Here is a 21,848-nt window from a genome sequence, read left to right as displayed (position 1 = left end):
CCCGCCCACCCCCGGCTGTTCAATGAAGCTGCACATACGCCACCGGGAGAGGAGCCGTCAGTGGCAGCAGCCGCCGCTCCGCCGGTCGGCGCCCGTATCCGGCAGGCGCGTCTGGACCGGGGGATGAGCCTGCGGTCGCTGGCCCGGGGGATCGGGGTCTCGGCGAGCCTGGTGTCACAGATCGAGACGGGCAAGAGCCAGCCCTCCGTCAGCACGCTGTACGCGATCACGACGGCTCTCGGCATCTCCGTCGAGTCCCTCTTCGAGGCGGGTGACCCCGCACCGCGGATCGCGGCCACCGCCGCCCCCGGCACCGTCCTGCACGCCCTGGCCGCCTTCGCCGCCGATCCGGGCCGCCGCATCGGCCCGCTGGTCACACCGGGCGAGCGGGAGACGCTGGAGCTGGACTCGGGGGTCGTCTGGGAGCGTCTCGGCCATGTTCCCGGCACGGATGTCGACTTCCTGCTGGTGACCTACCGGCCCGGCGGCGCCTCCTCCGGCTCCGGTGGCCTGATGCGGCACGCGGGCACCGAGTACGGCTTTCTCACCTCGGGTGAACTCGTCCTCACCCTCGGTTTCGACGAGTACCCGCTGCGCCCCGGCGACGCGGTCTGCTTCGAGTCGACGACTCCGCACCGCTACCGCAACGATGGAGAGGAACCAGCCGTCGGCGTATGGTGTGTGTTCAGTAGTACTTGACACTTCCGGCAGGTGGTCGTTGACTCCGCATCGGGGGTGGTCGCCATGGCGATCCGCACATTCGGACCCAATGCCGTCGACTGGGAAGAGCGCGTAGACCTGGACCGGCTGCGGGGGCAGCGCCTGGCCCGGCTGAACGAACAGCTCAACCGCTCCGAGCTGGGCGCGCTGCTCAGCTTCGACTTCGCCAACATCCGCTATATGACCGCCACGCACATCGGCACCTGGGCGATGGACAAGCTGATCCGCTTCGCCCTGCTGACCCGCGGCGGCGAGCCGGTCGTCTGGGACTTCGGCTCCGCCGCCCGCCACCACCAGCTCTACAACCCGTGGCTCGACTACAGCGACGGCAAGGGCGGCCCGCCCACCGGCGCCCGCGCCGGCATCTCCACCCTGCGCGGCGCCTTCCACCCGGACGCGGGCATAGCCGAGGACGTCGCCCGGAAGATCGCCGCCGAGCTGCGCGAGCACGGCCTGGCCCAGGAACCCCTCGGTATCGACGTCGCCGAGATGCCGGTCCTCGCCGCCCTGCGCGCCGAGGGCATCGACGTCGTCGACGGCCAGCAGGTCTTCCTGGAGGCCCGCCGCATCAAGACCGGCGACGAGATCTCCCTGCTCACCCAGGCCTGCGCGATGGTCGACGCGGCGTACGAGGAGCTGTACGGCCAGCTGCGCCCCGGCGTACGCGAGAACGAGTGCGTCGGCGTCGTCAGCAAGGTCCTGTACGACCTCGGCAGCGAGTACGTCGAAGGCGTCAACGCCATCTCCGGCGAACGCTGTTCACCTCACCCGCACGTCTACAGCGACCGGCTGATCCGCCCCGGCGACCCCGCCTTCTTCGACATCCTGCACAGCCACCTCGGCTACCGCACCTGCTACTACCGCACCTTCGCCGTCGGCAGCGCCTCCCGCGCCCAGCGCGACGCCTACGTCCGCTGCCGGGAGTACATGGACCAGGCGATCTCCCTCGTCCGGCCGGGCGCCACCACCGCCGACATCGTCCAGGTGTGGCCACGCGCCGAGGAGTTCGGCTTCGCCGACGAGACGGCGGCCTTCGCCCTCCAGTACGGCCACGGCGTCGGCCTGTCCATCTGGGAGAAGCCGATTTTCAGCCGTCTGGTCTCGCTCGACCACCCCGAAGTCCTCGAAGAGGGCATGGTGTTCGCACTGGAGACGTACTGGCCCGCCGCCGACGGCTGGTCCGCCGCCCGGATCGAGGAGGAGCTGGTCGTCACCGCCGACGGCTGCGAGGTCATCACCAAGTTCCCGGCGGAGGAGTTGCTGGTGGCGGGACGCAAGTACTGGACGGTGGGCGGCGAGCTGAACACGCGGCGTGAGGCGCAGTCCCACCTGAACACCGGGACCGGGCAGTCTCACCGGAACACGGGGACCAGTCATGGACGGCACTGAACTCCTCGCCCGGTACGAGCAGATGGCCGTCATCCGCCGTACCGAGAAGGCCGCCCACGACCTGTTCCTGCACGGCCTGGTCAAGGGCACCACCCACCTCGCCGCCGGACACGAGGCGATCGCCGTCGGCACCAGCGCCGCCCTGCGCGAGGACGACTACGTGTTCGCCACCTACCGCGGGCACCACCACGCCCTGGCACGCGGCGCCACCCCCGAGGAGTGCCTCGCCGAACTCATGAGCCGGGCCACCGGGTTGTGCAAGGCCAAGGGCGGCTCGATGCACCTCACCAAGGCCTCCACCGGCATGCTCGGCTCCTACGCCATCGTCGGCGCCCACCTCCCGATGGCGGTCGGCGCCGCCTGGTCGGCCCGGCTGCGCGGTACCGGCCAGATCGCGGTCGCCTTCTTCGGCGACGGCGCGACCAACATCGGCGCCTTCCACGAGGCCCTGAACCTGGCGGCCGTATGGAAGCTGCCGGTGCTGTTCGTGTGCGAGAACAACCAGTACATGGAGTACACGCCGATCGCCGACGTCACGGCGGTGGCCCGCCCCGCCGCCGACCGTGCGCCCGCGTACGGCATCCCCGGCGACAGCGTCGACGGCAACGACGTCGTCGCCGTCCAGGAGGCGGTCACCCGTCTCGCCCGGCGGGCCCGAGCGGGAGACGGGCCCGCCATCGTCGAGGCACAGACCTACCGGCACTTCGGGCACAGCCGCGCCGATCCGGCGACCTACCGCCCGGCCGAGGAGGTCGAACTCTGGCTCAAGCGGGACCCGCTGGACCTCGCCCGCGGGCGGCTCGTCGAGCTGGGCGTGGCGCCGGAGGCGGTCACCGCGGCGGACGAGCGCGCACGGGATGTCGTAGAGAAGGCGGTCGAGGCGGCGAAGGCCGCGCCCGGGCCCGATCCGGGGGAGGCGCTGACCGACGTATGGGCCGACGGAGGTGCCGCATGGCGGACGTGACAGCCGAACGGGCGGCCGGCGCACGGGAGATCAGCTACCGGGACGCGGTCGCCGAGGGCATCGCGCGGGAGATGCGGCGCGACGCGGCGGTGGTGTGTCTCGGCGAGGACATCGGCGAGGCCGGCGGGGTCTTCAAGACGACCGTGGGCCTGCGAGAGGAGTTCGGGCCGGAGCGGGTGTGGGACACGCCCATCTCCGAACAGGCCATCGTGGGCGCGGCGATGGGCGCCGCGATGACCGGGATGAGGCCGGTCGCCGAGATCATGTTCTCGGACTTCCTGGCCTGCTGCTGGGACTATCTCGCCAACGAGATACCCAAGGTCCGCTACATGACGGGCGGTCAGGTGACCGTGCCCCTGGTCGTGCGCACCGCCAACGGCGGCGGGCTCGGCTTCGGCGCCCAGCACTCCCAGGCCACCGAGAACTGGGCGCTGACGATCCCCGGGCTGAAGATCGCGGCACCGTCGACGCCCGCCGATGTGATCGGCATGATGGCGGCGGCGATCCGCAGCGACGACCCCGTGGTCTTCTTCGAGCACAAGGGCCTGCTGGCGAGCAAGGGAACACCGCCGCCGCCCGGTCACGTGGTCGAACTGGGGAGCGCGGCCGTCGTCCGCGAAGGCGCCGACGTGACGCTCGTGGCGCTCGCCTCGATGGTGCCGGTGGCGGTGCGGGCCGCCGAACTGCTCGCTGCGGAAGGCATCCGGGCGGAGGTCGTCGACCTGCGCTGCCTCGTCCCGCTGGATGTCGCCGCCGTCCTCGCCTCGCTCGCCCGGACCTCGCGGCTGGTGACGGTCGAGGAGAACCCGTACCAGGGCGGCTGGGGCGCCACCCTCGTGTCGGTCGTCGCCGACGAGGGGTTCGCCCTGCTGGACGCGCCCGTGCGCCGGGTGGCGGGGGAGTGCGTTCCGCTGCCGTTCGCCGATGCGTTGGAAGAACAGGTCATCCCGACCGTAAAGAAGGTCGTGGCGGCGGTTCGGAGCCTCGCCGCGTATTGAAAACCTATGGGAGGAAGCACGATGACCAAGCGGACACTCCTGCGCGCCGGGCACGTCATCTCGATGGACCCCGAGATCGGAGAACTGCCCAAGGGGGACGTTCTCATCGAGGACGGCAGGATCGCGGCGGTGCGGCCGGAGATAGCGGCGGACGCCGAGGTCCTCGACATGACCGGCCGCATCGTGATCCCCGGTTTCGTGGACACCCACCGCCACACCTGGGAGGCGTCGATCCGGGGCGTCGCCCCTGACGCCACCCTGGACGACTACTTCGTCGACATCCTCGACACCTTCGCACCGCTCTACACCCCCGAGGACGTGTACGCCGCCAACCTCGCGGGATCCCTGGAGTGCCTGAACGCCGGCATCACGACCCTCGTCGACTGGTCGCACATCAACAACACGCCCGCCCACCCGGACGCCGCGATCCAGGCGCTCACGGAGACCGGCATCCGCGCCCAGTACGCGTACGGCAGCGCCAACACCTCGCTCGCCGACTACTGGTTCGACAGCAAGATCGTGATGCCGGGCGACGACGTACGGCGGATCCGCAGCACCTACTTCGCCTCCGACGACAGTCTGCTGACCATGGCGCTGGCCACCCGCGGCCCCGGCTTCTGCACCAACGACGTCGTCACCGCCGAGTGGGCCCTCGCCCGCGACCTGGACATCCCGATCACCGTGCATGTGGCGATGGGCCGCCTGGCCGGCCGCTTCGGCATGGTCAAGCAGCTGCACGACCTGGGGCTCCTCGGCCCGGACACCACCTACCTCCACTGCTGCTACCTGCACGAGGACGAGTGGCAGATGGTCGCCGACAGCGGCGGTACGGTGTCGATCGCGCCGCAGGTCGAGGTGCAGATGGGACACGGGTGGCCGCCCGTGATGAAGGCCATCGAGTACGGGCTGCGGCCGTCCCTGAGCATCGACGTCGTCACCACGGTGCCCGGCGACATGTTCACCCAGATCCGCGCGGCCTTCGGCGCCGAGCGCGCCCGCGTCAACGCCGACTGCTGGAAGGCCAACCTCCCAGTACCGGACACCATGTTGACGGCACGTCAGATGCTGGAGATCGCGACCCTCAACGGCGCCCACGTCGCGGGCGTCGAGGACCGCACCGGCTCCCTGACCCCCGGCAAGCGGGCCGACGTCGTCGCGATCGACGCCACCGCGCTGAACGTCGCCCCGGTGCACGACGCGGCCGCCGCGGTCACGCTGTCGGCCGACGTCTCCAACGTCGACACGGTCATCGTCGACGGCGTGATCCGCAAGCGCGACGGCAGGCTCGTGGCCGACGTCGACCGGGCCCGGCGACTGGTCCAGGAGTCCCGTGACCGGCTCCTGGCCGCCAAGGAGGCGAAGAACGCGGCATGACCCGGTACCTGGTGCGCCGAGCCGCCGACCTCGCCGAGCCGCCGTACGACGAACTGGGCCACCGGCGGCGGACGGTGGTCGGTGAGGACGACGGCAGCGTGCACACCGGATTCGGCCTCTGCGAGATACGGCCGGACGGCCGAGTGGCCGCCCACGTGCACTCGTACGAGGAGAGCTTCCACGTGCTCGACGGGAGGGTGATCCTCGACGTGCCCGAGGGGTCGTATCTCCTCGAAGAGGGCGACTACGGCCTCCTCCCGGCCGGCGTGCCGCACGCCTGGCGCGGCGCCGGGGACACCGGCGGACGCTGGGCCGACATGCTCGCCCCGGTGCCGCGTGCCCGCTACGGCCACGACACCCAGGCGGTGCCCGCGCTGCCCGCGCGCGACCCCGTCCGTGTCGACGTCCGTGACCCGCGCACCCGGTCGTTCGGGCACTTCGAGCCCGAGCAGATGGACCCGGGAAAGCAGTCCCAGGACCTGCTCGCGGTCTCGGCGAGCATGCGCACCGCGCTGCTCGTCTACAGCGGCATCACCGTGAAGATGATGGTCGACGGCGACCTGGGCGCGGTCGCCTCGACGATGTTCATGGTGCGGTACGCGCCCGACGGCGTCGCGGGCAGTCACGACCACCCCTTCGAGGAGACGTATCTGATCCTCGAAGGCGTGGTGGACGCGACGTTCGACGGTTCGACGTACCGGCTGGTGCCGGGCGACTGCGCCTGGGCGGGCGCCGGATGTGTGCACGGATTCGCCAACGCCGGCCAGGGGCCGGTGCGTTGGCTGGAGACGCAGGCGCCGCAGCCGCCGGTGCGCCACTCCTACCGGTTCACCCGGGACTGGGACTATCTGAGGGAGGCATTGGGATCATGAGCAGCGTCCTCGTCGTCGGCGGTACGTCAGGCATCGGCCGCGAGTTCGCGCGCATGCGCGCCGGGCGCGGGGACGAGGTCGTGCTCACCGGCCGCGACGCCCACCGTGCCGGCACGGTGGCCAAGGAGACCGGCGCGGCCCGCGGCCTCGCCCTCGACCTGTCGCGGCCGGGCGAGATCGCCGCGGCGCTGGCCGGCGTCGGACGCGTCGACCATCTGGTGCTCGCCGGGGTCACCCGCGACGACAACCTGGTGGACGAGTACGACATCGACGCCGCACTGAGCCTGGTCACGCTGAAGCTGGTCGGCTACCCGGAGGTCGTCCACGTCCTGCGGACCCGGCTGCACGACGACAGCGCCATCGTGCTGTTCGGCGGGCAGGCCAAGGAACGGCCCTACCCGGGGGCCACGACGGTGGCGGCCGTCAACGCCGGGATGACCGGCCTGATGCACGCCCTCGCCGTCCAGCTGGCCCCCGTCCGCGTCAACACAATCCATCCCGGAGTCGTGGGCGACAGCCCGTACTGGCTGGCCAAGCCGGAGAAGGCGCTGGCGGCGCTGCGCACCGAGACGCCCACCGGACGGCTCGCCACGATGGCGGACGTGGCGGACGCGGTGGACTTCCTGCTGCGCAACCGGTCGGTCAACGCGGCGGAGTTGAGCGTGGACGGGGGCTGGCTGCTGGGCTGAGGCGCCTCACGCCTTCAGCGGGTCGTGGCCGATGGTCATCAGCCGGTGCCGACGGCGCGTCTCCTCCGGCTCCGGCCCGTAGCCGGAGTCCGCCTGCTCGGTCACCGAGTCCACCACCTCGTACATCACCCGGACGTCGTCGTCCGTGAGGTCGGTGCGGCGCTTCTGCAGGATCGCCAGCACATGCCGCCCGGTCGGTGAACCGGCGTGCTCGGGAAGCGGTTCGGTCTCCTCGTCGGCGTCAGCGACCCGCAGCCAGGCGGCCAGTTCCTGCGAGGTCATGTTCACCACGCGGTGGAACTCGTCCCACAGCGCGTCGAGTTCAAGGGCGTCGGTCATGATGGGCCTCTTCCGTTCGTGCTCTCGCCCGTCAGTCGCGCGGCCAGTTCTCGGCGTCGAACATCCACCGCTGCTTCTCCAGCTCGCGGGTGATGCCGATCAGCAGGTCCTGGGTGACCGGATCCGGCTTCTCGGTCACGTCCACACGCTCACGCAGCCGTCCGACGGCCGCCTCCAGCGCGTCGACGAGCAGTTGGACGACCTCCGTGTCACGCAGCCAGCCGCCCTTGGGGCCGGGCAGCGTGAACGCGGAGGCGATCGTCTCGGGCCGGCCGTCCGGCGGCAGACCGAGCGCCGCGGCACGCTCGGCGACCGTGTCGGCGTAGCCGCGGGCAGCCGCCACCACCTCGTCGAGCTGCAGATGGATCGAACGGAACCGCGGGCCCACGACGTTCCAGTGCGCCTGCTTCCCGATCAGCGAGAGCCCGAGCAGATCCACGAGCGTGCTCTGCAGTGCCTCCCCGACGACCCTACGGGCCGGTTCGGGCAGCGTGCTCTTCACGACGGTCATGATGTGCTCCTCCTTGCCGCACGGCGTCTGCTGCCACGGAGCAGTCGAACGCGTTCCTCCTCCCCGGTGCCGCCCCAGACGCCCGAGGTCTGGCCGTTGTCCAGCGCCCACGTCAGACACTCGCCGGAGACCGGACAGCGGGCACAGACGCGCTTGGCCTCCGCGAGGTCCCGCAGCGCCGGTCCGGACGTGCCCACCGGGAAGAACAGTTCGGGGTCTTCTCCCACGCAGGCCGCACTGCGCAACCACTCCATGCGGGCGCGGGTGCCCAGGGCCAACTGGTGCAAACGTGGCGTGAGATGTCAGTGCCCGAGCACCTCGTCCAGGAAGCGGAGCAGGTCCGCGAACACCTCGGCGCTGTTCGTCTCGTGGAACACCTCGTGCCGGGCCCCGGCATAGATCCGCTCGGTCCGCGCACCGCCGCTCAGTTCCTCGACGCCGACCCGGCTCCCGGCGAGCGGCACCAGCCGGTCGTCGGCGCCGTGCAGCCACAGCAGCGGAAGGCCGACGGCACCGGACTTGGCCACGGTCTCCAAGGTCCGCGCGAACGCCTCCACCGTCGGCCGCTTCATCGGGCCGTGCCAGACGAGCGGATCGGCCGCGTACGCCTCGCCGACCCCGGCGTCACGCGAGAGCGCGGCGGGACTGATCGGCGTGTCGGGAATCTCGTCGAGGGCGAGCAGCCGCCCCGGCAGCTTCCAGTCGCCGATCACCGGTCCGGACAGCACCAGCGCGGCCAGTTCGGCGCCGTACCGCTGGGCGTAGCGCGCGGCGACGAGGCCGCCCATCGAGTGCCCGATCAGCACGACCGGCAGGTCCGGGTACCTGCCCCGGGCCAGGTCGGCGACCCGGTGCAGATCGGTGACCACATCCTCGAAGTCCTCGATCAGCACGCGCTCTCCCGCCGAGTCGCCGTGCCCGGTGTGATCGGGGCCGAAGACGGCGGCGCCGTGCCGGGTCAGCACATCGGCCACCCCTTCGTAGCGGCCGATGTGCTCGCCGTAGCCGTGCGCCACGAGCGCGAGGTAGCGAGTTCCGGGGCCCGTCCACTCGCGTGCGGTGATCGGTCCACACGTTCCCGTGAGGACGTGCTCGCGGACGTCGGTCATGGCGCCTCCTGCTGTGTCGGTGCGGGGCCCGGGGACGGTTCCCGAACGGGGACCATAAGGCGAGACGGTCCTTACGGCCACCGGTTAGCTGCAATTAGCATCGGTCTCCGCATGGACACGATGACGCTCTGGCACATAACCGGCTGGGAGTTCGCCGCCCTCGCCGCCGCGGCTTTCCTCGTCGGATTCTCGAAGACCGCGGTGAGCGGCGCCAACACGGTCAGTCTCGCGATCTTCGCGGCGGTGCTGCCCGCCCGCGCCTCCACCGGCGTACTGCTGCCGATCCTGATCGCCGGCGATGTGCTCGCCGTCCTCACCTACCGGCGGCACGCCCACTGGCCCACGCTGTGGCGGCTGTTCCCCGCCGTCGCCGCGGGCGTCGTCGGCGGCACGCTGTTCCTGGTGTGGGCGGACGACGCGATCGTCCGGACGTCGATCGGGACGATCCTGCTGGTGATGGCCGCGGTGACGGTGTGGCGGCGGCGCACGGCCGACGCGGAGGCGGAGGAGCCGGACTCGGTCGCCACCCGCTCCGGCCGGATCAAGGCCCGCTCGTACGGCGTCCTCGGCGGCTTCACCACCATGGTCGCCAACGCGGGCGGCCCGGTGATGTCGATGTATCTCCTCTCCGCGGGCTTCCGCAAGCTCGGCTTCCTGGGCACCTCCGCCTTCTTCTTCCTCATCGTCAACGTGTCCAAGGTGCCCTTCAGTGTCGGCCTCGGCCTGATCGACGGCCGCTCGCTGTTTCTCGACGCCGCGCTCGTCGCGTTCGTCGTGCCGGGCGCGTTCATCGGCACATGGGCGGTGAACCGCATCAACCAGCGGTTGTTCGAGCAGCTGGTGATCGCCGCGACGGTGGTGGGCGGCCTGCAACTGCTCCTGCGCTGAACCACCGGGCCGACGACAGCGGGCGCAGCATGCCGTGGCCGTGGCCGTGGCCGTGGCGGTGGCGGTGGCGGTGGCCGTGGCCGTGGCCGTGGCCGTGGCGGTGGCCGTGGCGGTGGCCGTGACGCGTACGACGACGACCGGCGCGAGCGCGGGTCGTGGAAACAGCCGGTGGCGTACGTCCGGCCGAACGCGGCGCACATCACGGGGGGCAGCGGCCTCGTGGCCGTAGGCTCGCCCCATGTCCCCGCACATCCTCGTCCTCGGCGGCACGGCCGAGGCCCGCCGCCTGGCCGCCGACCTGGTGACACGGCCCGGCATCCGTGTCACCACGTCGCTCGCGGGGCGGGTGTCGACGCCGGGGGCGGTCGAAGGGGACGTACGCATCGGGGGTTTCGGCGGCGCGGCGGGTCTGGCCGAGTGGCTGCGCGCACACCGCGTGGACGCCTTGGTCGACGCCACGCACCCGTTCGCCGAGTCGATCACGGCCAACGCGGCCGAGGCGGCGTCGGTGACCGGGCTGCCGCTGCTCGTCCTGCGCCGCCCGGGCTGGCAGCGGGGACCCGAGGACCGCTGGCACCCCGTCCCGTCGCTGGACGCGGCGGCCGATCTGCTGCCCCGACTCGGCCACCGCGTGTTCCTCACCACCGGCCGACTCGGCCTGGCGGCCTTCGCCCACCTCACCGACCTGCACTTCGTCGTACGGTCCGTGGACCCGCCGGAGCCGCCCATGCCCCGGGACACCGAAGTCCTGCTGGCCCGCGGCCCGTTCACGGTGACCGCCGAGAAAGCCCTGCTGCGCGTCCACCGCATCGACGTCCTCGTCACCAAGGACAGCGGCGGAAACGCGACAGCGGCCAAACTCACGGCCGCCCGCGAACTCGCCCTGCCGGTCGTGGTCGTACGACGTCCCCCGTTGCCGCGAGGCGTGGACGCGGTGCCCGACGTGGCGGGGGTGGTGGACCGGCTCGGGCTCAGCGGGGCGTGACCGGCCCGGGGATACGGCCGATGGAGGGCGTGGCCCAGCCGCTGGGGCCTCCACCGCTGGGGCCACCAACCGCCGGGGTCACCTTCTCAGTGCGCCGCGCTCGACGCCAGTTCCGCGGGCCGACCGGTCAGCCCGTCGCTCAAGTCCTCGACCAGCAGGCGCTTCGCGATGGTGCTGACGGCGGCGCGCAGGTCGGTGCCGGCCGGATGGCCGATGTCCTGGCGGACGCGGTCCTCCAGCCAGGTGCCCCAGGCCCGGCTGATGACCTGCGCCTCGCGGGCGCCGGCGTCGGTGTGCGAGAGGAGGAAGCCGTCGCGGGTGAGGTAGCCCTCGTCGACCATGCGGTCGAAGACGGGGAGGAGTACCTCGGGAGGGATGCGGCGGCGGGCGGCGATCAGGCCGAGGCTGGCATGACCGACGAGCCGGTTGAGTATCTCGACCTGCATCACGGCCCAGGCACCGGCGATGTCGAGCCGGGTGTCGGAGCCCTGCACGATCCGGCGCGCGGCGTCGATGCCGGCGCTGCCGACGATCTTCGCGACGGACGCTTCGAGGACGCGCTGCGAGTCCGCGTCGCGCGGTGACGCGAAGCCCTCACCCAGGTCGGTGGAGCCGGCGCGTGCGCTGTCGCGCAGCTGGACCTGCCGGAGGAACAGCGCGACCAGGAAGCCGACGGCCGCGACCGGGACCGTCCACAGGAACACGGTCTGGAGGGTGTCCGCGTAGGCGTCGATGATCGGCGCGGCGACCGGCGACGGCAGTTCGTGCACGCCGTCCGGGCTGGTCGCCGCCCTCGTGAGCGTGGCCGGGTCCAGGTTTCCGGCCTGCGCGGCGGACGCGATGCCGTCCGTGAGGTTCGGCGTGAGCGCGTTGGTGTAGATCGTGCCGAAGACGGCCGTGCCGAACGAACTGCCCAGCGTACGGAAGAAGGTGACGCCCGAGGTCGCGGTGCCCAGATCGGCGTATTCGACGGTGTTCTGCACGGCGATCGTCAGCACCTGCATCGACAGGCCGATGCCGACGCCGAGCACGACCATGTACACCGACTCCAGCCAGGCGCTGGTGCCCGGTCCCATCAACGACATCAGATACAGCCCGACGCCCATCACCAGCGAGCCCACGATCGGGAAGTACCGGTACTGCCCCGTCTTGCTGACCACGTTGCCGCTGAACACGGACGCGACCAGCAGGCCGAGCACCATCGGCAGCGTGCGGACGCCCGAGACCGTCGCCGAGTCCCCGTCGACGTACTGCAGATAGGTCGGCAGATACGTCAACGCGCCGAGCATCGCGAACCCGACGATGAAGCTGAGGATGGCGCAGACCGTGAACACCGGATTGGCGAACAGCCGCATGGGCAGCATCGGTTCAGCCGCCCGCGTCTCCACCCAGCAGAACAGGCCGAGCGCCACCACACCGCCGACGAACAGGCCGATGACGACGCCCGAACCCCATGCGTACTCGTTGCCGCCCCAACTCGTCGCCAGGATCAGCGCGCTCGCGCCGACCGCGACGAACGCGATGCCCAGATAGTCGATGACCGGCCGGGTCGCCGACCTGACCACGGGGATCGTGCGGGCGGCCGCGAAGACGACGACGATCGCGATCGGGACGTTGATGTAGAACGCCCAGCGCCATGTCAGATGGTCGGTGAACAGACCGCCGAGCAGCGGTCCGATGATCGTGGCGACGCCGAACACGGCACCGATCGCACCCTGGTACTTGCCCCGCTCCCGCAGCGGGATGACATCGGCGATCAGCGCCATCGACGTGACCAGGAGGCCGCCCGCGCCGACGCCCTGCATCGCCCGCCAGACGATCAGCAGCGTCATGTTGCCCGCGAGCCCGCACAGGAACGAGCCCGTGATGAACACGACCGCCGAGACCTGGAAGACCACCTTGCGGCCGAACATGTCGCCGAACTTGCCGACCAGTACGGTCGCCACGGTCTCCGCGAGGAGGTACGCGGTGACCACCCACGACATGTGCTCCGCACCGCCGAGATCCGACACGATCGTCGGCAGCGCCGTGCCCACGATGGTCTGGTCGAGGGCGGCCAGCAGCATGCCCAGCATGATCGTCACGAACACGATGTTCCGCTGCCGCGAGTCCAGCACGGGCGGCTGAACGGCGGGCGGCACGCTCTCTTCGGCGAGTGTCACGAGGCCACGATCACACCGGCGGGGCGGGGCCGCATGCGGAGGCGGGCTGGTGGAGTGGCGACGGCCGCGGTGGGTGCCGTGGTGGATGTGCCCAGTCGTCGCCGCTCGCCTACGACTCCTCCGGCTTCCGGCGCCGCAGCAGATACGTGTCCATGATCCAGCCCTTGCGCTCCCTGGCCTCGGCACGCAGCCGCTCGATGCGGGGCGCGGCCTCGGCGATCGGGCCGGAGGCGAGGATCTCGTCGGGTGTGCCTATGTAGGCGCCCCAGTAGATGTCCAGGTCCTGGTCGGCGTACCGCAGGAAGGTCTGGTGGGCGTCGAGCATCACGACCACGTCGTCCACGCCGTCCGGGAAACCCTCGGCGAGCCGTCGCCCGGTGGTGATCTGCACGGGCCGGGCCACCCGGTTCAGCCCTGTCCGGTGCCGGGCGACCAGTGCCGAGACACTGCTGATGCCGGGCACGACGTCGTACGCGAACGCCACCGCGCCCCGCTCCAGCACCTCCTTGAGAATCCCGAGCGTGCTGTCGTACAAGGCGGGGTCTCCCCACACCAGGAACGCACCGCTCTCGTCCTCGCCCAGCTCCTCGGCGATCATCCGCTGGTATATGTCGGCGCGGGCGCTGCGCCAGTCACCGACGGCGGGGGAGTACGCCGAGCCGCCCGCGGACCGGTCCCGTTCCGGGTCGCGTGCCGCCACCACGCGATACGTCCCCGCGGGCACGTGTGCGTCGAGTATGTCCCGGCGGAGCCGGACCAGGTCGGACTTCACCTCGCCCTTGTCCAGGACGAAGAACACGTCCGTGCTCCGCAGAGCCTTGACCGCCTGCAGGGTCAGCTGGTCGGGATCGCCGGCGCCGATACCGATGACATGAATCTTTCGCACGCCCCCGAGTCTGCCGCACGCCACTGACATCGCGTGCGGCGCCTCCTACGAGTCCTACGAGCCCCGCTTCCTACGAGCCCCGCTCCGAGCCCCCGCGCAACCGAGGCGCACGCGCCGCCGCGTCGACGGCCACCCCGTCCCGCTCCACGTCGGCCGCCAGCTGCCGCGCCCACGCCACGACGCCCGCCAGATCCATCCGGTACGGCCGCGGCTCCCCGGCGCCCGACGCCCACTCCTCGACGGCCCCGGCCCCACGCCGCAGCAGCCGGACACCGCCCGTGAGATTCCCGCGGGCCGCATGGGTGAGCCCCACGGCGAGCTGTGCCAGCCCCCGCCACAGGGCGCGCTCGGACGCCGGACCCGATTTCCAGGCGTCCTCGAAAACCTCGTGCGCATGGAACGGCTTCCCCGCATCCAGCAGCTCCTGCGCCTCGGCCACGGTCCGCTCCGGACCGCGCACGACTCCCTCGGGCTGCCGCGCCACCCCCTCCGCGCCGTACGCCAACGGCCGCCCGAGCCCGTCCCGCGGCCGCGCATTGCGCGCCCGCCCCTCACCGTCCCGATCCCGCGCCCCGACCGGCCCTCCTGAGGATGCACTTCCCATACCTCGATTCTGCCGCGCCCCCCGCCCCTTTCGGCGCCGCCCCCGACGTGCGGTAAAGTTCTGTCTCGCGCACTCACGCGGTTCACCGCGAGACAGCGCACCGGGACGTGGCGCAGCTTGGTAGCGCACTTGACTGGGGGTCAAGGGGTCGCAGGTTCAAATCCTGTCGTCCCGACGGTGTGAAGGGTCTTCGCAGGCGAGAGCCTGTGGGGGCCCTTTTCGCATGGGTCGTTTCCGATCTTCGGGGTTGAGCATGCCGTTCGTCGGCACCTTTACTCGGAAGGTCGGCGGCCGCAGCGGAGACCCCCGTGCAGAACCCGTATCGCGGGGTGTCCCAGCGACGTCCGCGGCGGGGGACCGCCCCGCCGCGGACGGGTCGCTCAGCCGTCGCCGCCGGGTGGTGGTGTGACCGGACCGGGCCAGGCGAAGGCGTTGGTGTACAGGCGCACCTTCGGGTCCTTGGTCCGGTAGTAACCCACCGTGTCGTAGGCGGTGATGGCGAAGTCCAGCCTCCCGTCGCCGTTGAAGTCCGCGACGGCGATGCGGGCGGTGGACTCGGTGCTCACCTGCTGCTCGATGAGCGTGTTCCCCTGAGCGTCGAGCTTGTAGTACCAGACGCCCTGCGCCGGAGCGGGCCCCCGCATGCCGATCAGGAACTCGTCGTCCCCGTCGTTGTCGAAGTCCGCCACGACCACGTGATGTCCTACGGCGTCGTACTGGGCGCTGGGATGGGGAAAGACCTTCAGCACCTTGCGCCGCCACGGCCTGCCGAACGGAGAGGCCGTGCCGTTGGGCCGCACGTACGCCGCGACGGTGTTGCCGTGGAACGGCTCCAGCGTGACGATCACCGCGCAGGACCGTCCGCCGAGCCGCCCGACCGCGAGGTTGCCGCTGCCCTGGAAGTAACGGCCCAGTTCAGGCGACTTCTGCGGCGCCACACCCGTACCGAGCGTGACGTGTTGCCAGGGGCTACCCGGCGCGGCGCCGGGACCGGGGCCCAGCCAGCTGATCCCCTCACCGCCGGCCAGCAGAAACGACTCCCGGTCCGGTCGCGGGGTGCCGGGGAAGCGGGCCGACACCACACCGTGCACCACGGTGAAGTGCGAGGTGTCCACGGCCCGGCCCGTCCACGCCTCGGCGGTCAGCACGTCGTCGGGGAGGTCGTACAGCATGACGTGCACGGGCGAGTGGACGCCGGCTTCGCCGCCCTGCGGACCGACCACCGGGAAGGCGGCCAGCTGCAGACGCCGGTCGGTGGTGAAGTGGCCCAGCCGTACCCGGTGAGTGGCGACCAGGCCGGCCACGTGCCGGCGGGTCCACGGCGCGTCCCACTTGCCCGCGCCGGGGTTCTGCAACCAGGAGATCTTGCCGTCCTGCGGGCCGCAGTTGAACATGCAGTCGCCGTAGTCGTGACTGAGGACCAGGTCCGGCAAACCGTCACCGGTGAGGTCCGCGGCGTCCAGGGCGACGGGCTTGCGGTCGGTGAGGGACACGATGGTCCGCTTCGTCCAGGACGGGTTCTGGTACCAGACGACCTCGCCCCGGCTGAGACCGGAGGCGACCAGGTCGGGGCGGCCGTCGCCGTCGATGTCGACGGCCTGGAGGAAGTAGCCGTCGCGGGGGTCGGCGTCGATGACCGACGCGGTGAACTCCGGCGTGGCGTAGGCGGTCACCGCCCCAGCTCCTTCTTCAGGTACTCGCGGGCCAGCTTGGCGTAGTACAGCGGTGGTCGCGGGCCGTGCGGGTCCTGCTCGGCCTCGACGACCAGCCAGCCCTTGAACTGCTTGGACTCCAGGGCGGTCAGGACGGCGTGGAAGGGAACTGCGCCGGTCCGGTCGCCGGGGACCGTGAAGATGCCCGCCCTGACGAATTCCTCGAAGCTGGCCGAGGCCAGCGCGGGCCTGTCGCGCACCGCGGTGCGGATGTTCTTCAGGTGCACGTGCCGGATACGGTCGGCATGCGCGTTGATCACCGCCACCGGGTCGCCGCCGGCCCAGTACAGGTGGCCTGTGTCCAGCAGCAGATGGACGTACTCGGCGTTGGTGCGCCGCATGAGCGTGTCCACCTCGGCCTGGGTCTGCACCCCGGTGCCCATGTGCGGGTGGTAGACCAGCTGGAAGTCCCGCTCCTCGGCGAGCCTGCCGATCTCGTCGAGCCCTTCGGTCAGCGCCTTCCAGTGGTCCTCGGTGAACACGGGCTTGGAGTCGCTGAGGCTGATGGGCATGAGGTGGATGGAGTTGCCGAACTCGGCCACCCCGATGCTCCGGGTCCTCACCGTGCCCTTGATCGCGTCGAGGAAGTCCATCCGCTCCTCGAAGGCCGCGATCGTCCGCCTGCGCATGCCGGGCACGGTGAAGAACGTGCTCACCCACGGCTCGGTGACGCTGAGTTCACGAAGCGCGAGCGCCGCGTTCAGCGCGTCCACGTCGGTGGGGAACTTGTGGCCGATGCTGCACCCTTCGAAGCCCGCCAGCTTGATCTCGCTGACGCACTGCTCGAAGGGGATGTCGTCGCCCAGCAGCGGGAAGTCGTCGTTGGTCCAGCAGGTCGGTGTGATGCCGAGGTGCGTCTCGGCCAGCCTGATCGGTGTCATGGTCGTCCCTCCTCGACGCCTTCAGGAGCTCGGCAGGATGGTCTTGATCTTCTCGACCGACTGCAGCGCCATGGCGACGCTGGTCAGCGTGGGGTTGGCGGCGTTGCCGAACGGGTGCAGGCCGTTGCCGCCGAGGAAGAGGTTCCTGACCTTCCACACCTGCGAGTCGGGGTCGACGACGCTTGTCTTCTCGTTCTTGCCCATCCGCGTGGTGCCCGCGATGTGCAGCGGCAGGCCCGGGGTGAGGAACTGCGGCTCGGATCCGGGCATGAAGCCGCCGAGCTGGGCGGCGACCCGCATCATGTGGTCCATCATCTTGCCGCAGTCGGCCCGCTCCTCCTTGGTGAGCCCGAAGTGGAACGTCGGCTGGGGCATGCCGAAGGTGTCCTTGATGTGGTTACTGAAGGTCACTCGGTTGCTGCGACGCGGCCGGGACATCCCGAACCACCTCAGGTCGACGATGAGCCGGCTGTCGATGTTGGGCGGCACCTCGCCGTAGCTGAAGGCGTCGCGGTGGATCTGACAGTGCCAGGGCTGCCCCGGCACGGCCGGGATCCACAGGTTCGGCTCCAGTTCGCCCTTCGGGAACGGCACGGGGTCCGCGCCCGGGGTCTTCTCCTCCTGCTTCTGCTTCTGCTTCTCGATGTACTCCTTCACCCGCGTCCTGGCGTCGGGGTACTTCTCCAGCAGGTTCACGACGTCGTCAAGGATCGACTGCTTGAGCACGGTCTGGCAGAACGCCATCGGCTGCTCGGTCAGGTAGCGGCCGAGCGACTCGCTCTGCAGGCCCGAGGCGAACAGCAGTTGTGGGGTCAGCACCGGGTTGCAGGCGACGACGTACACCTCGGCGTTGATCGTCACCTTCTCGTTCAGGTCCCGGAGGTTGCGGACCTTCACCCCGGTCACGCGCTGCTGGCCGTTGCCCTCGTCGGTGAGCTCCAGCCTCGTGCATTGGTGCTCGGCCAGCAGCCGGAACGACCCCTGCGTGGGCGTGTGGCGCGGGTCGGCGAGCGGGCCGAGCACGGTGTCCGCGGCGCTCCAGTGCACGGCGTCGGACTTCGCCTGGTCGGGCCGCGCGCTGACCGCGAGCGGCAGTTCCCGCACGTCGGTGAAGTTGGTGCGGTGCAGCACCTCACGGACCAGGAGGTGGCGTGCCGAGGAGGCGAAGACCGTCTCGGACCTGTGCAGGAGCCCGGCCGCCTCCTTGTAGAGCTTGTCCATCGCGGTCGCTTCGATGGGGTAGGCCTCGCCGTTGTAGGTGCGTTCCAGGGTGGCGTGGAACTCCGGCACGGCGCAGGTCCAGTGGGTCGCCATGCCGCCGACGGCGTACGTGGCCGCGGACGCGCCGAGGTTGTCGCGCTTCTTCTGCTCGGGGTTCTGGTTGTTGAGGACGAACCCCGGCCATTCCTCGGGGTTGTACGAGAAGGAGGACGGGTCGAGGGTGACCACGGGGGAGTCGTCCATCGCGATGGACAGCGGATGCAGATGCCCGCGGATGACCGACGCGAACAGGTCCACGTTCTTCTGGTACAGGAAGCTGTTCTTGAGGTGCTCTCCGTAGTTCCCGGAGAGTTGCGCACCGGCGTCGATCATCAGGACATGGTGTCCCGCGTCCACCAGCTTCCGCGCGAACGTGGCCCCGACCGGACCGCTTCCCACGATGAGAACGTCGACGTCGTACTTGCTCATGATGCTGCCTCTCTTTTCTCAGGCCGTATTGCCGGTCTTGACCAGGAAGTCGTTCTGTCGGAAAAAAAGGGGGGCTACTCCATTGAGCGGGCGGCCGTGTATTCCGTAAATAGTGGATTCCAGGATTCCCCTGAACGGGTTACTTGTGTTATGAGACGACAAGGTTTTGCCTGCCCCGAGGCGTGAATTCCGTGCGCCGGGGGATGCATTCCGTGCGCTGTCGCATGCTCCCGCGCGGGCGATGAAAGCGGGGAAATGGAAAGGGCTGTGCACCCCGGTTCGAAAACCGGGGTGCACAGCCCTTTCCTGGCTGATCCTTTTGTGACTGGTCCGTGGAATTAAGGCTCCTGAACGACCCTCAATTCCTTGATTCCCGGCCGCTTCCCGTCATCACCGGGGTCCGTCGCCCGCACCTCCGCCCGCACGAAGCGGGCGGTGACCCCGGGCGTCACCTCGCGCCACCTCTCGCCGTCGACGGAGGCGAGCAGCCGGTGCGAGGCCGGCCGGACGTCGGACCACGCCACCGAGACCTTGGAGACGCGCTCCGTCTGCCCGAGGTCGACGGTCAGGTGCGCCTCGGCCGCCTCGGGCGACCAGAACGTCGTCCCGTCCCCGTCCACGGCAGCGCCCGCGTACAGGCCGGGCTGCTCCGAGGTTGCCTCGGCCGGCCGGCAGCGGGCCACGTTGTCCGTCGGCTCCAGGTCGGGGCGGCGGGTCTTGACGACCGCGGGCGCCGCGGAGCTGACGACCTGCGTGCCCTGCGGGGTCTGAAGTTCGAACGCTTCCCCCTGGATCAGCCGCACCCGCGTCTCCTCGGGGCCGATGGCCACCTCGTACGTCCTGCCGTGCGCGCGCAGGCCCTTGAGCGTGACGCCCTCCGACAGCTGCGGAGGGAGCGTCGGGTCCAGGTGCACCTTGCCCGAGCGGGTGCGCAGTCCGGTGAGCCCATGGGTGAAGACCTGCACGAAGCCGCCCTTCCCGGTCAGGAAGTCCTCGGCGGGGAACCCCGCGTGCGGATCACCGGCGCCGGCCGCCCGCTCCCCGCGCGCCTCGGAGAACAGCGCGAACGGCCCCCGTACGAAGGGTCGGATGGACCGCATCAGATAGGTGTGGGCGACGCAACCGGGCTTGCCGATGGCCGCCGCGTCCACCGCGTGCACCGAGTCCGTCATGGCCGGGCCGTCCGGGTCGGAGCGGGCGGCGTAGTAGTCGAGGGTGTTGGCGGCCGCCTCCTCGGACATGGGCCATTCGAGCGGGTAGATCAGCAGGACGGCGTCGGCCTGTTTGATCGGGTCGCCCTGGTAGCCGTCGAACTGCCGGAAGACCTTCGACTCGTTGTCGTACAGGATCCGCAACCGGTCGGCGATGGCCGTCCAACTGTCCGGTGCGTGCTCGCCCAGGACGCCGGCGGCCGCGTTGGCATTGCGCAGCGCGGTGGCGGCAGCCGCGTTGGTGTAGACGGCGTCGTTCTTGTAGTTGCTGTACTCGTCGGGCCCGGAGACGTTCCTGATGGAGTAGCTGCCGTCGCCGTTGCGGGTCACGCGGCTCTCCCAGAACTCGGCGATGCCCTTGAGCAGGGGCCAGCCCCGCTCGCGCAGCCACTGCCTGTCGCCGGTCTGCTGGTAGAACTGCCAGGCCGCGAGGGCGATGTCGGCCTGGAGGTGGATCTGGGTGCGGCAGTGATCCGGCTCCACGCTGTGGCACTCCGACGTGAGGTCCCCCTTGTCGGCGCTCGTCCACGGGAAGAACAGGCCGCGCCGCCCCAGCCCTACGGCGTTCTGCCGGGCGGCCGGCATCGTGCGGTAGCGGTACTCCAGGACCGACCGGGCGAGTTCGGGCCGGAAGGCCAGCAGGCCCGGGAACATCCAGGTCTCGGCGTCCCAGAACTTCAGGCCCGCGTAGTCGTCACTGGTCAGACCGGCCGGGGCGATGCTGTCCGGCGACCCGGCCCGGGAGTTGGCCAGCAGCCCGTACAGACTGGAGCGCAGCCATCTCTGCAACTCGGGGCGGCCGTTCACCTCGATGTCGCCGCTCCACAGCTGCTCCCACTCGGCGACGTGTCGTCCCAGCAGCCGCTCCCAGCCACGGTCCGCGGCCCGCGCCGACTCCTCTGCGGCGCTCTGCGCGGGCCGGCGGGAGGTCAGCCCGGTATCGACGCCGACGAACTTGGTGAACGCGTGCGTACGCCCGTCGCGCACCGGCATCATCGCCGACTGGTGCGCCGTCAGCCCTTCGCCGCCACGGGACCGGCCACGCACCGGAACGCCCTCGTCCGGGCGCAGCGTCGACACCACCGCCCCGTCCACGCCGGTGCCGTCGGTCCGGAACGCCACGGCGATCCGGTCGTCGGCGGACCCGTCGGGCTCGTCCCCGGTGGCCGAGATCCGCCGCGCTCCCCGGCCGTCGATGAGGTCGGTGACGCTCGCGGTGCCGCTCCAGCGCGGGGTGACGGACAGCCGTACGGCGCCGACGTGACGGTACTTGCGGTCGGCGACGACGTCGTAGACCAGGTCGGTGGCCCGGCCGTCCGTGGCGGTCCAGGTCAGTGACGTGCGCACCAGGCCGCAGCGCAGGAAGACGGTCTGCCGGTAGTCCGAGATCCGGTCGGCCGGGGTCGACGGGCCGAAGGTCTCCCGCCCGACGGTGACGGTCAGCCCTGACCAGGTCGGGAGTGCCGCGATGACGTGGCGGTCGTCGGCGGTCTGCGCGTTGTGCGCGTAGAGGCCGGCCACGAACGCCCCGTCGTAGCGGGGCGTCTTGAGGGGCCAGCCGGTGTCCCGCTGCGAGACGGAGTATCCGGTGCCCGCGGGCGGCAGGCTCTGCCCGAGATAGCCGTTGGCCGCGTAGGCGTGGTGGTCGTTCGACGGATCGGTGGACGTGAGCGCCCAGTCGGAGGGCGCCGAGTGCCCCTTGTCGGGGCAGAGTTGGGCCGCCGGTCTCGCCGAGGGTGCGGCGTCGGCGAGTGAGGCGGTGGACAGGAGCGTGCCGATGAGGACAGGAATCGTCAGCCGGGCGCGGCGTGACGACCGTAAGGGCGACGCGGGTCGCCTTCGCGCATGCACCATGAGGGATCTCC

At 70.7% G+C, this 21,848-nt stretch carries 20 protein-coding genes and 1 tRNA gene; 10 read left to right on the top strand and 11 right to left on the bottom strand.

What is annotated here, in order from left to right:
• Positions 1 to 60 precede the first annotated feature (60 nt).
• The 7 genes from GFH49_RS31875 to GFH49_RS31845 are packed head-to-tail and all read left to right on the top strand — an operon-like array spanning position 61 to position 7,006.
• Positions 61 to 699, top strand: a complete 639-nt coding sequence (locus GFH49_RS31875) for a helix-turn-helix domain-containing protein (protein WP_155059534.1) — start codon at positions 61 to 63, stop codon at positions 697 to 699.
• Between the two features lie 45 nt (positions 700 to 744).
• Complete coding sequence (locus GFH49_RS31870) at positions 745 to 2,109, top strand: M24 family metallopeptidase (protein ID WP_155059533.1); 1,365 nt, start codon at positions 745 to 747, stop codon at positions 2,107 to 2,109.
• Positions 2,096 to 3,073 carry a thiamine pyrophosphate-dependent dehydrogenase E1 component subunit alpha gene (locus tag GFH49_RS31865; RefSeq protein WP_155059532.1) on the top strand — a complete coding sequence of 326 codons (978 nt, stop codon included), beginning with the start codon at positions 2,096 to 2,098 and terminating at the stop codon, positions 3,071 to 3,073. The genes GFH49_RS31870 and GFH49_RS31865 overlap by 14 nt, the downstream gene beginning before the upstream one ends.
• Positions 3,061 to 4,071 carry an alpha-ketoacid dehydrogenase subunit beta gene (locus tag GFH49_RS31860; RefSeq protein WP_155059531.1) on the top strand — a complete coding sequence of 337 codons (1,011 nt, stop codon included), beginning with the start codon at positions 3,061 to 3,063 and terminating at the stop codon, positions 4,069 to 4,071. The genes GFH49_RS31865 and GFH49_RS31860 overlap by 13 nt, the downstream gene beginning before the upstream one ends.
• A 21-nt stretch (positions 4,072 to 4,092) precedes the next feature.
• Positions 4,093 to 5,445: an amidohydrolase family protein gene (locus GFH49_RS31855; protein ID WP_155059530.1), complete on the top strand. Its 1,353-nt coding sequence runs from the start codon at positions 4,093 to 4,095 to the stop codon at positions 5,443 to 5,445.
• Positions 5,442 to 6,317 carry a cupin domain-containing protein gene (locus tag GFH49_RS31850; protein ID WP_155059529.1) on the top strand — a complete coding sequence of 292 codons (876 nt, stop codon included), beginning with the start codon at positions 5,442 to 5,444 and terminating at the stop codon, positions 6,315 to 6,317. Before GFH49_RS31855 ends, GFH49_RS31850 begins: the two co-directional genes overlap by 4 nt.
• Entirely contained in the window at positions 6,314 to 7,006 is a 693-nt protein-coding gene (locus GFH49_RS31845; protein ID WP_155059528.1) for an SDR family oxidoreductase, read from the top strand. Before GFH49_RS31850 ends, GFH49_RS31845 begins: the two co-directional genes overlap by 4 nt.
• A 6-nt stretch (positions 7,007 to 7,012) precedes the next feature.
• On the opposite strand, the gene GFH49_RS31840 is transcribed toward GFH49_RS31845, so the two are convergent.
• From GFH49_RS31840 to GFH49_RS31825, 4 genes are read right to left on the bottom strand one after another with little or no spacing between them, the layout of a single operon-like run.
• Positions 7,013 to 7,345, bottom strand: a complete 333-nt coding sequence (locus GFH49_RS31840; protein ID WP_155059527.1) for a DUF3140 domain-containing protein — start codon at positions 7,343 to 7,345, stop codon at positions 7,013 to 7,015.
• 31 nt (positions 7,346 to 7,376) lie between these two features.
• Positions 7,377 to 7,856 carry a Dps family protein gene (locus GFH49_RS31835; RefSeq protein WP_155059526.1) on the bottom strand — a complete coding sequence of 160 codons (480 nt, stop codon included), beginning with the start codon at positions 7,854 to 7,856 and terminating at the stop codon, positions 7,377 to 7,379.
• Positions 7,853 to 8,110, bottom strand: a complete 258-nt coding sequence (locus GFH49_RS31830; RefSeq protein WP_155059561.1) for a WhiB family transcriptional regulator — start codon at positions 8,108 to 8,110, stop codon at positions 7,853 to 7,855. The genes GFH49_RS31835 and GFH49_RS31830 overlap by 4 nt, the downstream gene beginning before the upstream one ends.
• Before the next feature lie 48 nt (positions 8,111 to 8,158).
• Positions 8,159 to 8,965: an alpha/beta hydrolase gene (locus GFH49_RS31825; protein ID WP_155059525.1), complete on the bottom strand. Its 807-nt coding sequence runs from the start codon at positions 8,963 to 8,965 to the stop codon at positions 8,159 to 8,161.
• Positions 8,966 to 9,076: 111 nt separating this feature from the next.
• Here GFH49_RS31825 and GFH49_RS31820 point away from each other — a divergent pair, with 111 nt between their 5' ends.
• Positions 9,077 to 9,853 carry a sulfite exporter TauE/SafE family protein gene (locus GFH49_RS31820; RefSeq protein ID WP_155059524.1) on the top strand — a complete coding sequence of 259 codons (777 nt, stop codon included), beginning with the start codon at positions 9,077 to 9,079 and terminating at the stop codon, positions 9,851 to 9,853.
• A 238-nt stretch (positions 9,854 to 10,091) separates the two neighbouring features.
• Entirely contained in the window at positions 10,092 to 10,838 is a 747-nt protein-coding gene (locus GFH49_RS31810; protein WP_155059522.1) for a cobalt-precorrin-6A reductase, read from the top strand.
• 86 nt (positions 10,839 to 10,924) lie between these two features.
• On the opposite strand, the gene GFH49_RS31805 is transcribed toward GFH49_RS31810, so the two are convergent.
• The 3 genes from GFH49_RS31805 to GFH49_RS31795 form a co-directional block, all read right to left on the bottom strand.
• Positions 10,925 to 13,000, bottom strand: a complete 2,076-nt coding sequence (locus GFH49_RS31805) for an MDR family MFS transporter (protein WP_155059521.1) — start codon at positions 12,998 to 13,000, stop codon at positions 10,925 to 10,927.
• A 109-nt stretch (positions 13,001 to 13,109) separates the two neighbouring features.
• Positions 13,110 to 13,886: a precorrin-6A synthase (deacetylating) gene (gene cobF, locus GFH49_RS31800; RefSeq protein WP_155059520.1), complete on the bottom strand. Its 777-nt coding sequence runs from the start codon at positions 13,884 to 13,886 to the stop codon at positions 13,110 to 13,112.
• Between the two features lie 70 nt (positions 13,887 to 13,956).
• Positions 13,957 to 14,490, bottom strand: coding sequence for a DUF309 domain-containing protein (locus GFH49_RS31795; protein WP_155059519.1), 534 nt, complete (start codon positions 14,488 to 14,490; stop codon positions 13,957 to 13,959).
• A 101-nt stretch (positions 14,491 to 14,591) separates the two neighbouring features.
• Between GFH49_RS31795 and GFH49_RS31790 the strand changes: the two genes are divergently transcribed.
• Positions 14,592 to 14,665 (top strand) — tRNA-Pro (locus GFH49_RS31790).
• Between the two features lie 205 nt (positions 14,666 to 14,870).
• On the opposite strand, the gene GFH49_RS31785 is transcribed toward GFH49_RS31790, so the two are convergent.
• The 4 genes from GFH49_RS31785 to GFH49_RS31770 form a co-directional block, all read right to left on the bottom strand.
• Entirely contained in the window at positions 14,871 to 16,163 is a 1,293-nt protein-coding gene (locus GFH49_RS31785) for an FG-GAP repeat domain-containing protein (RefSeq protein WP_155059518.1), read from the bottom strand.
• Positions 16,160 to 17,083: a myo-inosose-2 dehydratase gene (iolE, locus tag GFH49_RS31780; RefSeq protein ID WP_155059517.1), complete on the bottom strand. Its 924-nt coding sequence runs from the start codon at positions 17,081 to 17,083 to the stop codon at positions 16,160 to 16,162. Before iolE ends, GFH49_RS31785 begins: the two co-directional genes overlap by 4 nt.
• 21 nt (positions 17,084 to 17,104) lie before the next feature.
• Positions 17,105 to 18,772, bottom strand: coding sequence for a pyranose oxidase (locus tag GFH49_RS31775; RefSeq protein ID WP_155059516.1), 1,668 nt, complete (start codon positions 18,770 to 18,772; stop codon positions 17,105 to 17,107).
• A 338-nt stretch (positions 18,773 to 19,110) separates the two neighbouring features.
• A complete protein-coding gene (locus GFH49_RS31770) occupies positions 19,111 to 21,837 on the bottom strand; it encodes a discoidin domain-containing protein (protein WP_155059515.1) in 2,727 nt (908 codons plus the stop codon).
• Positions 21,838 to 21,848: the final 11 nt, after the last annotated feature.

This window comes from Streptomyces blattellae, assembly GCF_009709555.1.
Taxonomy (GTDB): Bacteria; Actinomycetota; Actinomycetes; order Streptomycetales; family Streptomycetaceae; genus Streptomyces; species Streptomyces blattellae.
Note: the sequence above shows the minus strand (reverse complement) of the source record. Positions and strands in the feature narration are given on the sequence as shown.

Coding starts and splice junctions, on each gene's coding strand:
- GFH49_RS31870 (WP_155059533.1), top strand. CDS start 745: ATGGCGATCCGCACATTCGGACCCAATGCCGTCGACTGGGAAGAGCGC.
- GFH49_RS31865 (WP_155059532.1), top strand. CDS start 2,096: ATGGACGGCACTGAACTCCTCGCCCGGTACGAGCAGATGGCCGTCATC.
- GFH49_RS31860 (WP_155059531.1), top strand. CDS start 3,061: ATGGCGGACGTGACAGCCGAACGGGCGGCCGGCGCACGGGAGATCAGC.
- GFH49_RS31855 (WP_155059530.1), top strand. CDS start 4,093: ATGACCAAGCGGACACTCCTGCGCGCCGGGCACGTCATCTCGATGGAC.
- GFH49_RS31850 (WP_155059529.1), top strand. CDS start 5,442: ATGACCCGGTACCTGGTGCGCCGAGCCGCCGACCTCGCCGAGCCGCCG.
- GFH49_RS31845 (WP_155059528.1), top strand. CDS start 6,314: ATGAGCAGCGTCCTCGTCGTCGGCGGTACGTCAGGCATCGGCCGCGAG.
- GFH49_RS31840 (WP_155059527.1), bottom strand. CDS start 7,345: ATGACCGACGCCCTTGAACTCGACGCGCTGTGGGACGAGTTCCACCGC.
- GFH49_RS31835 (WP_155059526.1), bottom strand. CDS start 7,856: ATGACCGTCGTGAAGAGCACGCTGCCCGAACCGGCCCGTAGGGTCGTC.
- GFH49_RS31830 (WP_155059561.1), bottom strand. CDS start 8,110: ATGGAGTGGTTGCGCAGTGCGGCCTGCGTGGGAGAAGACCCCGAACTG.
- GFH49_RS31825 (WP_155059525.1), bottom strand. CDS start 8,965: ATGACCGACGTCCGCGAGCACGTCCTCACGGGAACGTGTGGACCGATC.
- GFH49_RS31820 (WP_155059524.1), top strand. CDS start 9,077: ATGGACACGATGACGCTCTGGCACATAACCGGCTGGGAGTTCGCCGCC.
- GFH49_RS31810 (WP_155059522.1), top strand. CDS start 10,092: ATGTCCCCGCACATCCTCGTCCTCGGCGGCACGGCCGAGGCCCGCCGC.
- GFH49_RS31795 (WP_155059519.1), bottom strand. CDS start 14,490: ATGGGAAGTGCATCCTCAGGAGGGCCGGTCGGGGCGCGGGATCGGGAC.
- iolE (WP_155059517.1), bottom strand. CDS start 17,083: ATGACACCGATCAGGCTGGCCGAGACGCACCTCGGCATCACACCGACC.
- GFH49_RS31775 (WP_155059516.1), bottom strand. CDS start 18,772: ATGAGCAAGTACGACGTCGACGTTCTCATCGTGGGAAGCGGTCCGGTC.
- GFH49_RS31770 (WP_155059515.1), bottom strand. CDS start 21,837: ATGGTGCATGCGCGAAGGCGACCCGCGTCGCCCTTACGGTCGTCACGC.